The following is a 13,824-nucleotide window of genomic DNA, read 5'->3' on the forward strand; positions in this document are numbered from 1 at the left end:
GTCGCCGATAATTCTGGTGAACCGCGCCCATAACGGGTGCCAATAATTCACTTTGAGCTTAACGGTAACTTTTCCAGACAAGCTCCCTCGGAGGAGGAAGGCATGAGTACACGTATCAACCACAACTTGTTGTCCCTGAGTGCACAACGCTCGGTGTGGGCATCACAGAACGACTTGGACCAGTCCGTACAGCGACTGTCGAGCGGTCTGCGCATCAACTACGCGTGGGACGATCCCACGGGTCTAGGCATTAGCGAGCGGCTTCGCTCTTCGATCACAGGTATGGTCGAAGCGGAGAAGAACGCCACGTATAATGTCAACATGCTGCAGACGGCCGAAGGCGCGCTGGCGGTCATTGACGAAAAATTGGTGCGTATGCGCGCCATCGCGGTGCAGGCTGCCAACGGTATCCTCACCACGCTGGATCGCCAGGTCGCCAACGTCGAGTTCCAGCAGCTGAAGTCGGAGGCCGATCGTATCGCGAAGGCCGCCAACTATAACGGGTACTACCTGCTCGACGGATCGCGGTCCGCCGCTACCGCCAGCACGGACACGACGCAGGCCCTCGGTTACAACGCCGTCTCGACGGCCGCCGATGGTTCGAGCATCAAGTTCCATATTGGCGAGAATAATGAAACCGGTATTGACTTCTATTACGTCAATCTCGGTGGCGTTACCGCCGAAGACCTGGGTATCACCGGGCTGAACGTTTCGGACACGGCGTCCGCGCAAAGCGCGATTGACACCCTGATCTCGGCGATCAACTCGAAGGATACCGAGCGCACGTTCATCGGTTCGATGGTCGAGCGCTTGCAGAACACGATTCTTAACCTGAAGATCTCGCGTGAAAACGCCACGGCTTCGGAATCGCAAATCCGCGACGCCGACTTCGCCGAGGAAATGTCTAACTTCACGCGCGCTCAGATCCTGATGCAGACGGGCGTCTCCATGCTCGGCACGGCCAATTCGCTGCCGAACATCGTCGCCCAGCTCGTCGGCTAATCGGAAGAAGTCTCCCCTTATCGTCTTGGTCAACCGCGCCCGTGAGCGCGGTTGACCGGACGGAGGCCCTTCCGTAACAGGAACTCCGTCCAGTACGATAAGGAGAAACAGTGTCACAGCCATCAACCACCGTTTCGGGATTGGTGTCCGGTATCGACTGGGACAGCACAATCCAGCAACTCATGCAGATCGAGAGGCGCCGACTGGCCCTCTACGAGGAACGCAAGAGCGACAACGAAACAAAGCTCAATCTGTGGGCGCAGATCCAAGGCAAGATCTCCGGGCTGCAAGGTGCAGCGCAGAATCTTGACAGACGATCCGAATTTGTGGTCAAATCGGCTTCCTCCTCCGATTCGTCCGTGGTCACGGTCCAAGCATCGTCAAGCGCCGCGCGCGGCTCGCATACCGTCGAAGTGCTTGCACTGGCGAAGGCTCACAGCATTGCGGCTCAAGGCTTCAATGACAAGAATAGCGTCGGCGTCGGTGATAGTGGTGGAGACCTGGTCATCCAAATCGGTGACGAGACCATCACAATCGCCGACGCCGATCTCTCTTCGGCCACCACGCTCGAACAGCTCAAAAACCTCATCAACAACTCGGGCGACAACGACAACCTGTTGACCGCTTCGATTCTCGATGATGGTTCCTCCAGCGGACGTTATCGGCTTGTCCTGACTGCCAACGATCCGGGGCTCGATCATCGCATTTCACTCTCGTCTAATCCGACGACGCTCAATTTCACGGGCAAGGTGATTGACGCCGCCGAAACCGGATCGGGGTGGAGCGGGACATCCACATTGACATCCGGCGGATCCTACAGCGGCACCGTCAACAAGAGCTTCGTCTTCACCGTCACGAACGGCGGCACAGTCGGCACTACCAACGGTATCCAACTGGCGTGGACGGACAGCGCCGGCAACTCCGGAACGCTGACCGTCAACAGCGGCGACGTGGGAACCCCCGTCACGGTCGCCAACGGCGTGACCATGACCTTTGGCGCGGGCACGCTGGTCACCGGCGACAGCTTCTCAACCGACGTGTTTGTCCCGACGCTGACCGATGCGCAGAATGCCAACGTGCGCATAGACGGCATCTACGTCTCGCAGTCGAGTAATACTATCGAGAACTTCCTCGACGGCGTGACGCTCAATCTGCTGGCCGCCGATGTCGGCAACGAGGTGACCGTAGCCGTGGACGACGACAAAGAAGCGATGAAGAACAAGATCCGCGGCTTTGTGGACGCCTACAATTCGGTCATGCAGGACATCTCGACATATTCCGCGTACGACGAGGAAAACGAGGCCGCGGCACCGCTCCTGGGCGACGGATTTCTGGCATCCATTCGAAGCGAACTGTCTGCTGTCGTCGCGCAGCAGGCCGCCGTTCTGCCCACGGATCAGGAGCTGACGCATCTCGCCGATGTCGGGATTCTTTCTTCCAGCCGCGGACTGTTGACAATTGACGAAGCTGATCTAAGCGCGGCCCTCGATGATCGTTTCGACGAGGTCGTGAACCTTTTCACGCAGTCATTTGAAGCAGGTGACAACAAGATCGGACTTGTCTCGAGCAATGAAGTCACGCGGGGCGGAAACTACTCGCTCGTCGTCAACTATGGCGCGAACGGCGTCCCGACCTCCGCAACGATAAACGGACAGGCCGCGACCATTGATGGCTTCCTGATTCGCGGCGCCGCCGACACGGCCGTAGAAGGATTAACTCTGAGTTTCACACCGCCGGGAACGGGCATCGCCGGCAGTGTCAATACATCGTTCCGCCTGGGCAAGGGCATCACCGAGCTTGTGGCCACCGCCGCGAGCGCCATCACCGACGAAGACACGGGCACAGTTCACTACGCGCAGCAGAATCTGGAAACGCAAAACGAGAATCTCGATCGCCAAATCGTTTCTTGGGAACGCCGTCTCAAGACGACCGAAGATCAACTGCGCCGTCAGTATTCTAATCTCGAAACGCTGCTCTCAAGAATGAGAAACCAAAGCAATTACCTTGCGGGAGTTCTGGGATAACATGAAAGTCGCTCCGAATTTTTCTACCTATCGCGTCATGGATGCGGCGTGCAGCACCCCGCAGTTAGTCCTCATGCTTTGCGATGGCGCCATTCGTTACACACGTGAAGCCGCCGACCATATGCATCACAACCGCTGGACCGAAAAGGGCCAGGCCATTGAGTCGGCGATCGAGTGCATCGGTGAGTTGCGCAAGACGCTTAACCTGAGCGAAAGTTCAGAAATCGTGCGCCAGCTCGATAACACCTACAGCTTCCTGTCCACCAAACTGACTATCGGAAACGCCAAGCGCGACATCTCCCAGTTGCATCAGGTCGCCGATGCCCTGGCCCAGATTCGCACCGGCTGGGCCGAGCTGTTCGAGCGCCTCAAGGCACAAGGCGCACTCCCCACGGCCGAATTTGCCGCGCTCGCCCGATAAGCCAGCGCCAGTGGCACAACAGTTGCTGAAATCTCTGCTATAACATTTCAACCCGGATCGCTGCCCATGAGAATTGAATCCCCAAGGCCATACGGACTTCCCAATTTGGGACCGGATGCCAAGGAAACCAACGCCGAAAAGGCCCCGAAACTCCCGGAACGTGCGGTCAATCTCGCCGGCGACCAGTTTGAACTGTCGTCAGAACAAAAGGTTACGCAGGCTGCGCTGGATACGGCCCGCTCCGCCGCCCGGCTGGAGCCCCTGACCCCGGAACGGTTGGCCGAAATTCGGGAACGGCTCGCGACTGGGCAATACCTGACACCCCGGGCGGCAGACCTGACTGCTGAGGGTCTGTTAGATTTTCATCAGTAACCGAATTGCCCTGACCGGCTCCCGCGAGATGCGCCAAGGAGCCGGATTTCCATGCTTCCCGGCTTGCTTTGTCAAAGTGCCTCTGGTCTGCCTGACCGAGGCACTTTTCGTGGTACGAATGTTGCCCAATTACAAGTGAATCAAAGTGTATTGACACGTTTGGATACGTCAACTTGTTGATCAACCCCCTACCTTCGCCGCATGTCCTGATCATTGACGATGACCAGGATGTCTCCAGCGTGCTCGGTGCGGCTCTCGAAGTCGTCGGTTGCACCGTGACGATTGAGACCAACTCGGCGCGGGCCGAAGATACGTGTCAGAGCGCCAACCCGGACCTCATTCTGGTGGACATGATGATGCCGGGTCGGAACGGCATTGACCTGATTCGACCGCTAAATGAAATCGCACCGGAGGCGATCATCTGCCTTATGACCGGCTTGGGCGATCCCGGTATCATGCAGAAGTCGCTAACACTCGGCGCCTGGAACGTGCTCTGCAAACCGTACTCGCTGTCGGATATCGCCGAGCTGATTGACCTGAGTCTGCGGCTGTCTGAATCCCTGCGCCACGAGGCCGGTGCCGGATATGTGTCCAACGAATTGCAGCTCGAGTTTCCCGGTGACCACAAACCGGTACCTGCGGATCTGGCGCGCTTAATCGCCGTGGCCGCAGAATCAACAGAAAACCGTGATGTGGCCTACCGCCGCTTGCCGCTCCTCGCCGCTGAATTGATGGACAATGCCGTCGAACATGGAACACACGGTGATCCTGCCGCCCGCTATGGCGTGACGCTCAACAGCGACGGCGGAGAAACCACTCTGAAAATCTGGGACAGTGGCAGCGGCTTCGACGGGAACACCGTCATGCGGCAATGCCGCTTCGCACCGCCCCACGGCAAGCTCAGCGGACTGCAATTGGCCGCGGCGCTCGCCGATAAGGTGTCCTTCGCTAAGAATCCTCGACGGTCACCGTCGTCTGGCATAATCGAATCGTCCAAGAGCAATGAGCTTGAATCGTCACCCCTGCGAGTCCCCAGTCCGCCCCGCGCCGGCGGACTGGCGACCGTGTTGATCGCCGTGCCGGATGAAGGCGTGCGGGCACTGATCAAACACACGCTCCACAGCGTTGAGGGCGTCGAAGCCCAATTCGCGGCCAATGGAAACGATGCGGTTCGCATGATCGAGACGCGCATGCCCGCCGTGGTCATCGCGGATGTAAATCTGCCCGACTTGGACGGGTTCCGCCTCTGCCGATTGCTGAAACTGCCGCTGCATAGCGGTACGGATCAGGTTCCCGTCGTTTTAGTCGGGACCTCGTATCGTGACGTTGTCGCCGAGCACGTCGCGCGCAAAGCGCAGGCCTACGCCTTCTTAAAACTGCCTGAAGAGATCGGTCTTCTGCCGCGTACCGTCGAGCTGGCGCTGCACAGGCTGCTTACCTCGCCCAAAGACCGCCAACTGCTGACGCACAAAGGCGATGTGCAAATGGTCACGGCTGACGACAGCTTAGGTCACACGCTGCTCACCGCGCTCGAATTGGACGGATGGCGCACCGAACGCGCGCGCTCAATGCAGGAAGCGACGACCGCCTGGCCAGCGCGCCTGCCGCAAGTGCTCTTCGTGGACGTTCCGCTGAGCGGACATACCGTGCTGCCGGATGTGCTGAGCGGTTCCGCCTACGACCGGCCTGTCGTGATCGCCATGCTGCACCGCGCTGAACCCGATGTCCTGTTGGAGCTGATGCAGCACGGTGTGGATGACTATCTGATCCTGCCCTGTGATCCTGCCCGCGTGGTCTCGGCATGCGGCGATGCGCGCGTGAAGTACAACTTCCGTAGCATGCATCAGGAATTTGAAACGCACCTGATTAAGCTAAAGTCGGTCAGCGACTATCTTGAGTTGGTCATCACGCATTCTCATGAAGCAATCTTCACCTGCGACCCGACCGGAGTCGTCAAACTGTGGAATAAAGGAGCCGAACGCGTCTACGGGTATGAAGCAGAGGAAATCATCGGCAAGAATGTGGATGACTACCTCGATCCGCCCGGATTCACCCGTAAGTCACCGAGCGTCGTGCGCCTCCTCCAACAGCGCGGTTCCATGACGGATCCCGAAGTTGAGCGGCAGCGCAAGAACGGCGAAGTCTTCCCGGTTTCCGCGACGTACACCCTGATCAAGGACGAGAGTGGCGAAGTCCTTGGCTTCTCGGTCATTGAACGCGATGTCACTCCGATCAAAGCGCTCGAAAACGAACGGATCAAGTCGGCCCGACTGCGCGCCATTACCCAAACCGCGGTGACCGCGAATGACCATATCAATACGCCGCTCGGCATCATTCTCGGCTACGCCCAATTCCTCGAATTGAAATTCGCCGCCGCCGATGCGCAGGACAAACAGGCTCTTGAAGTCATCCAACAGCAGGTGCACAAGATCAAGGGCATCATGAACAAATTGAAACTGATCTCGGACCCCATCGTGAAGAACTACTCCATTGAGGGGTGACCATGCTGGACCTGTCCAACTCACAACTCACAAGCGAATCTGCAAATTAGCCATAGAAATGCCGCGAGGTCTCAATGGAATCTCTGAAGAAAAAAGTTCTGGTGGTGGACGACGACGAAGTGATCCGCGATCTCCTGATCAACTTCTTGAAGTTCTCGGGCTACGAAGGCATCGGCGCGCCTAACGGCCAGAAAGCCCTGGAAATGATCATCGCCGATGCGCCCGACATGATCATCACCGACATTCATATGCCGCTGATGAACGGCTTCCAGCTCCTGCGCGCCGTCAAGCGCATTAACCCCGACTTGCCCGTGATCTTCATCACCGGCTTCGCCCACTTCCGCCGCTTCTTCGCGGACAAAACGGCTCGCGCTGACGGGTTCCTCGAAAAACCGTTCTCGCTCGAGGCCATAGACGGTCTGGTCAAGAAGTACCTGTAACAGCGGGACGCTTGACTTTCTTGGTCGGCTGGGCTATCTTGCTATCGCACTATGCTTGACCGAGAAATTCTAATTGTTGATGATGACGCCGCGGCCCGCGAGGCGTTGGCGACTGTGCTCTCCGAGCATGGCTTTGCCGTGCATCAGGCCGGCGATGGGGCGGCCGCTCTGGCGCTGCTGCACCGCCGCCGCGAAATCCGCGTCTTGCTGACCGATGTCCGCTTGCCCGGCATGGACGGCATCGAACTTCTGGCCAAGACCCGGCTGGCCGACCCCACGGTTCATGTGATTCTGGTCACCGCCTTCGCGCAACGCAACTTGGCGTTGCGCGCGTTGAAGCATGGAGCAGCCGACTTCCTGCCCAAACCGGTGGATTCGGCAACGCTCTTGAACGTGGTGGAACGCTGCTTCTACCGCTCCCGGCTCGATAAACTCGCGGCCATCGGGAAAGAGGCATTGGGTAAGCTGCGCAGCCGCGCCGTGCTCTGCTCAATGACGGAACAGTTCTGTCGGTGGCCCCCGACGTGGCCAAACTGTTGGGTGCGGGCCAGACGGTCATCACCGGGCAGAAGCTCTGGCAGGTGACCGGAATGCTCGAATTGCGCAAGCTGTTTGAACACGATCTCGGCGGACCTGTGGTGATCCCACGCGGCGAATTCTCGGTTCAGATTCAAAAACTGCCGCTGGATCCCGACGGACAGCAAGTTGTATTGCTCCTAACTGATATCTCCAGCCTGCGCCAGATCCAGCGCGACCTGCTCGCGGTCACTGAGGATATTGAAGCACGCGTCGCCGAACGGACGCGCTTTTTGTCCGAAGAAATTGAGTTTAGCGACCGCCTGTTGGATACGGCTGATGTGCTCATTGCCTATGTCAATCCCGACGGCCGACTTGAGCGCTGGAACGATTTCGCCGAGCAAGTCACCGGCATGCGCATGGAGGAGGCCGCCCAGCAGATCAGCGAGTACTATCGTGATCGCAACGCGCCGTTGGCGGAGGTATTTGATCCCGCGTGGGAGCATGAAGTGACCGCGCGAATTGCCCCCATCATGGGACCGGAGAATAGTTCGCGGTTGCTCACGTGGAGCGCCCGCCGTTTTCGCGAAGGACCCGGACGGCATGGCCGGTTAATCGTCGGCATGGACGTGACCGAGCAGAAACAGCTCGAATCCACTTTGCAGCACTACAATGCGTACCTCGAAGATATCGTGCGTCAACGGTCGCGGGAACTGAAAACGAAGAACGCGCAATTGATACACACCGCGCGCCTCGCGTCGCTCGGCGAAATGGTCGGCTCGATCGCGCATGAGATGAAACAGCCGCTAAATGTCATCGGCATTACGGCGGACTTGATCAAACTCCTGCGCAGAAATGGCAAGTTGACTGACGACCTGCTCGAGAACAATCTCGAAAGATTCGTGCAACGGTGGACCGTATGTCCACGACCATCAACCATCTGCGCGGGTTCACCCATGTAGACACCACGACGTTCAAGCGGCTGACGCTCGCCGACGTGGCCCAGGGCGCGATGACACTTGTCGGGGCGCAAATCGGCCAGGATGATATCGAGATTCGTGTCAACGTGCCGCCTGACGCCGCCACGTTCCGCGGCGACCGCAATCAAATCAGGCAGGTGCTGATTAATCTGCTGGTCAATGCCCGCGACGCCGTGCTCGATGCCGCGGCCTCGGGGCACAATGCTGCCGACCGGCGAGTGATTGACCTGCGCGCGGTGAGCACCAGCGACGACAAGTGGCTGGCGGTTGAAGTGGAAGATCGCGGCGGCGGAATGGCCGCTGAAGTCGTTCAGCACATCTTTGAACCGTTCTATACGACAAAGGCGCGTCGCGCGGCACAGGACTCGGTCTGTCCATCTGCCTGAACATTGTCCGTGCACATGGCGGTGATATTGAAGTCGAGTCTACACCCGGTATGGGCAGCGTCTTCCGACTGCTCCTGCCCGTAGACATGGAAGCCGAGCTAACACCGGAACGACGCTGAATACGGATGAATAGCTAAGTCGTTGCACAGGAGGTCTCGTGACTGCTCAACTCTCTTGGTTTGAACAATGGGATCGCGCGGTATTTGGCATGGTGAACCAGCTCTTCACGAGCTCGTTCTTCGATGCGATCATGCCTGCGCTTTCCGATATGCGATTGTGGATGATCCCGCTCGGCTTAGTGTGGGTCATCTTCTTCTTTCGCACCAAGCGCCGCGGCCGCATCGTTGCGCTTTGCTGTTTCCTCGTTGTGGCCGCCACCGATCAACTGGCTGCTACGGTCATCAAACCCGCCGTCCAGCGGATTCGACCGTGTAACGTCATTCCGCAGACGCATTACTATGACGAGGATAAGGAACGGTGGATCTACACGGACAAGTTCGCTTTGACAACGTACAAATCGTCCTTCAGCTTTCCGTCCAATCATGCCGCTAACATGGCCGGGCAGGCTATCTACTGGAGCTACTTCTATCCCCAGATTAGCCCCGTGCTGATCATTAGTGCGCTCGTCGTGGGTTATAGCCGTGTCTACCTCGGTTATCACTACCCGACTGACGTTGCGGCCGGGTATCTGCTGGGTATCTTCGTCGCGCTGCTGATTGCCTGGCCGATGCGCGTCTGGATTCTGCCCGATGAGTAGGCCGAATAACTGCTAACAAAAGCCCTGCTTCGCCATGAAGCAGGGCTTTCCTGACCAGAATATCTGTTTAGCGGAACATCGCCTTGATGGATCCCCACGTCTGCTGGACCGCCGAGAAATTTAGCGAAACTTCCAGCGACTGGGAGAAGGTGAAAGTGCCGTCGTCGTTCAAGAGCTTCAATCGGTAGAAAAACATCCGTTCGCGCTCAACATCCAGCGGACTCTCATCCGTATAGGCATACTCTGAGAACGATCCACGGGCGTCAATCTGGCCGACCGGAATGAAATTTGTGCCGTCTGCAGAGCGCTCGACGACGAACTTCTGGAAGTCAATCTCCTGCCCAGTGCGCCACTCCAGCCGGGCGTGATCACCCAGACTGTAGACGTTCCAAGGTCAACACCTCCACGCCCGCCCACGTGGCCGGGGCGAGGGCTGCCAAGACAATCAATGTTGCGAACCATCGCTTCAGCATGTGCATCCTTCGAGGCTTTTCGATTCGTCAATAATAACGAACCCACGGCTGAGTCAACCGCCGGGCCAATTCCTGATTGTCCAGCCCGGGCATGAAACATATCTATAACAATATAAAATAACAATTTGAAATTCTTGGCAGGTTTCGCTGGCTAGAACCCGAGGCATCGTACTACCTGTCGCAAACCCAGGGCCGAACAACCTGGCCACAAGCCTCGTGCTAACCAATAAGTTTACCCAGAATGAAGCCGATTACAATTCCGACGATAAGGACCACGGTCAATATGCGTGACTGAACGACTGGTTCCATGTCCCCGGCCCGCCAGAACCACCGACACAAAATAGCCTGCACCGTTGACCAGCCAGATGACCGGAATGGAGAGGGCTTTCACGAGAGAGGCCCAAGCCACGGAATCAGCGCCAACAATCCCAGAACGCCCGCAAAGGCTTGTGTCAGAAGTCCAACAAGCGTTGCCACGGCGGCGACCAAAGTCTTGTCCCAGCCGGCCAAAGGCCGACAATAGTGAACAACACCACGGCCCCGGAGGCCAATCAGCGTCCGGCGGTAAGTTGCCCAAAATATTGCAAAACTGGGGATGTACATGATTTCTGCGTAGTTCCGGCTGGTAGCATATTACCACTCCGGCAAGGGAATGTCAAGTCTCAAGTTCGGCTAACGGGGTTGTCTCCCCGAAACCTGAGGAAACAAGAGTTTGCGAGACGAATCTCGCGGATATGATTTGCCTAACCCTATAACTGTTTGTATATTACTTTTTCTATGCTGACTGTTCCTACCGTCGCGGCAACGCTGAGCCCGCCTGTCTACTTTGTCCTCGGACGCTCATTTGGGCGCAGAACCCAGAGCCAATCGCGACGCAGCAACTCACGCGCATGATCGAGCTGATTCACCATGTGCGCAGCGAGAGGGCGGCTCGCTCGTGATCAACGGTGACTTGTTCGATTTCTGGTACGAGTGGAAAACGGTCATCCCCAAGCGCTTCTTCCGCATTCTCCGGACCCTGCAGGAAGCTACGGAATCGGGAACCCCAGTCTATTTGCTGGCAGGGAATCACGATTTTCGCCTGCGCGGCTTTCTCGAACAGGAGATCGGCCTGCGGACCATTCAGGACGCCCTGACTTTGCAGATTGCCCGACAAAGCATCTTCGTGTTTCACGGCGACGGCGTTTTGCGTTCAGATTACGGCTATCGTCTGTTGAAACGCATCCTGCGCAATCGCTTGGCGCAACGGCTTTTCTGTGGCTGCATCCAGATCTCGGCATGTTGCTTGCGCGAGGTACCTCTAAACAGAGCCGCAATGCCACCAAAGGTAACCCGGCCGAAGACGCTGACTACATTGCCTTCGCTAAACACAAACTCGATAACGGCTTCCAAGGCGTCATCCTCGGACATGCACATCGTCCAATGCAGATTGAACACAATGGCGGAACCTACGTCAATCTGGGCGACTGGATTTACCACTACAGCTATGCCGTGCACGACGGTCAGACGCTGACGCTACGGCAGTGGCCGGAGCAGGGGTGGGCCGGTGAGCTCACCGCCAGCATCGCGCCGTGCTCTTTGGATTGCGCTTGCCGTTGGCGTCGGTTTGGTTATCGGATTGTGGGCCTATGTCGCCTATCTGCGTTCCGGTCTGCCGTCGGTGGAAGAGCTCGCGAATATTAATCCTGCGCTGGCCACCAAAATCCTCGATCGCAACGGGCAGGTTATCAAAGAGCTGTACACGCAGCGTCGCAGTTACGTGCCGCTAAAGACGTTCCGCCCGTTGTGCTTCAGGCTTTTCTGGCGACCGAGGATCACAAATTCTATGAGCATTGGGGCATGCGCCCGGTAGCGCTGGCGACGGCCGTGCTCAAGGCTGTGGTCACGCTGGATCTGCATCCGCGCGGCGCTTCCACAATCACGCAGCAGCTTGCCAAAAATCTCTACTTCGGACCGCAGCGAAAACTAACTCGCAAGCTGTGCGAGCTGCTGACCGCCATTGAAATCGAACGCTACTACTCCAAGGATGAAATCCTGGAGATGTATCTGACGCAGACCTATTTCGGTGCGGGCGCCTATGGCGTCGGCGCAGCGGCGGCCACATACTTCTCCAAGAGCGTTAATGAGCTCGGGGTGAACGAGGCGGCCACGCTGGCGGCGATCCCCAAATCACCCACGCGTTACAATCCGCTGCAGAATCCTCAGAATACGCTCGTGCGGCGAAATCTGGTGTTCAGCCGCATGGAGGCCGTAGGCTTTATCACAGAAGCCGAGCGCGACAGCTTGGAACAGACGCCTCTGCCGCTCCATCCGTCCTTGGAAAGCGCGTACGAAGGCATCGCGCCCTATTTCACGGAAAACGTCCGGCAGGAGCTGAATCAGCTCGGCAAACGCCACAATTTCGACCCCTATCAGGACGGACTGACCGTCTACACGACGCTCGACGCGCGCCTGCAAGCCTGCGCGGAACGCGCCGTGGCCAAAATACTGCCGGAGCTGCAGGATAAGGTCAGCGGAATCTACAATAACTCGCAATTGAAATTGCGGTTGAAAGAGCTCTATCCCGATTCGACGACGGCGAGCATCCGCAAACTCGCCAACAACAAGCGGCTCGCCGACTCCCTGGCGCAGTCCGAGATGCCCGTTGAGTTGGCCTTCGTGGCGCTTGACCCCAATAACGGCCACATCCTGGCCATGATTGGCGGCCACGATTTCGAAGTCACGAAATTCAATCGTGCAACCCAGGCCATCCGCCAGCCCGGTTCGAGCTTCAAACCGTTCGTCTACGCGTCGGCCATTGACAAGGGGTTGCCGGTCTCGGCGAAGATTTCCAATGAAGAACTCGTGGTCACACTCGAGAACGGAGATCTGTGGGCGCCCAAGAATTTCTCTGACGAGTACGGTGGCATGGTGGACCTGCGGCAGGCGCTGGCCAAGTCGTTAAACGTTGTTAGCGTGCGCCTGATCCGCGAGCACACCACTCCGCGCGACGTCGCTACCCTCGCGCGCAACTGCGGTATTACAACTAAGTTGGATCCTTACGATGCTCTGGCGCTCGGCGCGTCCGGTGTGATTCCCCTCGACATTGTCGGTGCCTATCAGGTGTTCTACACGCTGGGCGTCTGGTCCAAACCGATCGCCGTCACAGGGCTCGATGATCAATATGGCCAGACGATCGAACAGTTCCACAACGAACGCAAAGTCGTGATGTCCGAGCAGACGGCGTTCCTCGTGCAAAGCCTGATGCGCTCCGTGAGTGATCACGGCACGGCGGCGTCGCTGCGATCAAAATACGAGTTCCGCGAGCCCACCGCCGGCAAAACGGGGACGACCAACGACAATACCGACGCATGGTTCATCGGCTTCACACCCGACTTGCTGGCCGGTGTGTGGGTCGGACTCGATGACCCGTCCAAGTCGCTTGGGCGCGGGCAGGAAGGCGGCAAAGCCGCCCTGCCGATCTGGGCCGAGTTCATGAAAGCAGCCTACGAAACCATGCAGTATCCGCCAAGTGAATTTCAAGACGCCGCGCGGCGTGGTGACGGCCGAAATCTGCGTGGAATCCGGTGGACTGGCCACGTCAGGGTGCACCGACGTGCGCACTGAATTTTTCGCGCGCGGCAATGAATTGCCGGGTCCTGTTCGCTCCACGGTTCCTTCCGCTCACCGCGCGGACGTAAACAAAGCCTCTTTTAACGCCAATGATGAATATCCAAAAAACTGGGAGAATGACGCCATGAACAATCCAAACTGTGCGCAGCGCGGCGGCGTTGCGCTCTGGGCAACGATCGCCGTCGTCGTGATCGTGCTCGCGATGCTCGGCTTTCACTTCTTCTCGCGCATGGAACCCGCTGAAGTCCGATCGTTTCAGGAACTGGTGAATCGCGTCGAGAAGATCAATACACAAATCTCCGAACGCGAAGGTCAAATCTCCGACCTCGTCGGACGCTAT

At 57.8% G+C, this 13,824-nt stretch carries 15 protein-coding genes; 14 read left to right on the forward strand and 1 reads right to left on the reverse strand.

Translation table 11 applies throughout. The annotated features are described in order from the left end of the window. Positions 1 to 102 precede the first annotated feature (102 nt). From IPH10_01010 to IPH10_01075, 14 genes are all read left to right on the forward strand, one after another. Positions 103 to 1,002, forward strand: coding sequence for a flagellin (locus tag IPH10_01010; protein MBK6909509.1), 900 nt, complete (start codon positions 103 to 105; stop codon positions 1,000 to 1,002). A 110-nt stretch (positions 1,003 to 1,112) separates the two neighbouring features. Next, entirely contained in the window at positions 1,113 to 3,026 is a 1,914-nt protein-coding gene (gene fliD / locus IPH10_01015; protein MBK6909510.1) for a flagellar filament capping protein FliD, read from the forward strand. A gap of 1 nt (position 3,027) precedes the next feature. Then, positions 3,028 to 3,447: a flagellar export chaperone FliS gene (fliS, locus tag IPH10_01020; protein ID MBK6909511.1), complete on the forward strand. Its 420-nt coding sequence runs from the start codon at positions 3,028 to 3,030 to the stop codon at positions 3,445 to 3,447. Between the two features lie 66 nt (positions 3,448 to 3,513). Beyond that, the gene (locus tag IPH10_01025) at positions 3,514 to 3,819 is read left to right on the forward strand and encodes a flagellar biosynthesis anti-sigma factor FlgM (protein ID MBK6909512.1); all 306 of its coding nucleotides are present in this window, start codon (positions 3,514 to 3,516) and stop codon (positions 3,817 to 3,819) included. Between the two features lie 173 nt (positions 3,820 to 3,992). Beyond that, positions 3,993 to 6,320 (forward strand): response regulator, encoded by a 2,328-nt coding sequence (locus IPH10_01030; GenBank protein MBK6909513.1) that lies wholly within the window; start codon positions 3,993 to 3,995, stop codon positions 6,318 to 6,320. A 74-nt stretch (positions 6,321 to 6,394) separates the two neighbouring features. Continuing rightward, positions 6,395 to 6,760, forward strand: a complete 366-nt coding sequence (locus IPH10_01035) for a response regulator (protein MBK6909514.1) — start codon at positions 6,395 to 6,397, stop codon at positions 6,758 to 6,760. A gap of 51 nt (positions 6,761 to 6,811) precedes the next feature. Then, a complete protein-coding gene (locus tag IPH10_01040; GenBank protein MBK6909515.1) occupies positions 6,812 to 7,345 on the forward strand; it encodes a response regulator in 534 nt (177 codons plus the stop codon). Further along, complete coding sequence (locus IPH10_01045; protein MBK6909516.1) at positions 7,285 to 8,238, forward strand: PAS domain-containing protein; 954 nt, start codon at positions 7,285 to 7,287, stop codon at positions 8,236 to 8,238. Before IPH10_01040 ends, IPH10_01045 begins: the two co-directional genes overlap by 61 nt. After that, the gene (locus IPH10_01050; protein MBK6909517.1) at positions 8,196 to 8,642 is read left to right on the forward strand and encodes a hypothetical protein; all 447 of its coding nucleotides are present in this window, start codon (positions 8,196 to 8,198) and stop codon (positions 8,640 to 8,642) included. The genes IPH10_01045 and IPH10_01050 overlap by 43 nt, the downstream gene beginning before the upstream one ends. Further along, positions 8,627 to 8,761: a hypothetical protein gene (locus IPH10_01055; GenBank protein MBK6909518.1), complete on the forward strand. Its 135-nt coding sequence runs from the start codon at positions 8,627 to 8,629 to the stop codon at positions 8,759 to 8,761. The genes IPH10_01050 and IPH10_01055 overlap by 16 nt, the downstream gene beginning before the upstream one ends. A gap of 38 nt (positions 8,762 to 8,799) precedes the next feature. After that, on the forward strand, positions 8,800 to 9,399 hold the full coding sequence (locus IPH10_01060) for a phosphatase PAP2 family protein (protein MBK6909519.1): 600 nt from the start codon (positions 8,800 to 8,802) through the stop codon (positions 9,397 to 9,399). Between the two features lie 1,317 nt (positions 9,400 to 10,716). Beyond that, the gene (locus IPH10_01065; protein ID MBK6909520.1) at positions 10,717 to 11,385 is read left to right on the forward strand and encodes a UDP-2,3-diacylglucosamine diphosphatase; all 669 of its coding nucleotides are present in this window, start codon (positions 10,717 to 10,719) and stop codon (positions 11,383 to 11,385) included. Positions 11,386 to 11,418: 33 nt separating this feature from the next. Then, positions 11,419 to 11,724: a hypothetical protein gene (locus tag IPH10_01070; GenBank protein MBK6909521.1), complete on the forward strand. Its 306-nt coding sequence runs from the start codon at positions 11,419 to 11,421 to the stop codon at positions 11,722 to 11,724. After that, a complete protein-coding gene (locus tag IPH10_01075) occupies positions 11,658 to 13,478 on the forward strand; it encodes a PBP1A family penicillin-binding protein (GenBank protein MBK6909522.1) in 1,821 nt (606 codons plus the stop codon). The genes IPH10_01070 and IPH10_01075 overlap by 67 nt, the downstream gene beginning before the upstream one ends. Here the strand turns inward: IPH10_01075 and IPH10_01080 are convergent. Then, a complete protein-coding gene (locus tag IPH10_01080) occupies positions 13,453 to 13,800 on the reverse strand; it encodes a hypothetical protein (protein MBK6909523.1) in 348 nt (115 codons plus the stop codon). The two genes, IPH10_01075 and IPH10_01080, sit on opposite strands and share 26 nt — an antisense overlap. Positions 13,801 to 13,824: the final 24 nt, after the last annotated feature.

The organism is bacterium, from assembly GCA_016702305.1.
Classification (GTDB): Bacteria; Electryoneota; RPQS01; order RPQS01; family RPQS01; genus JABWCQ01.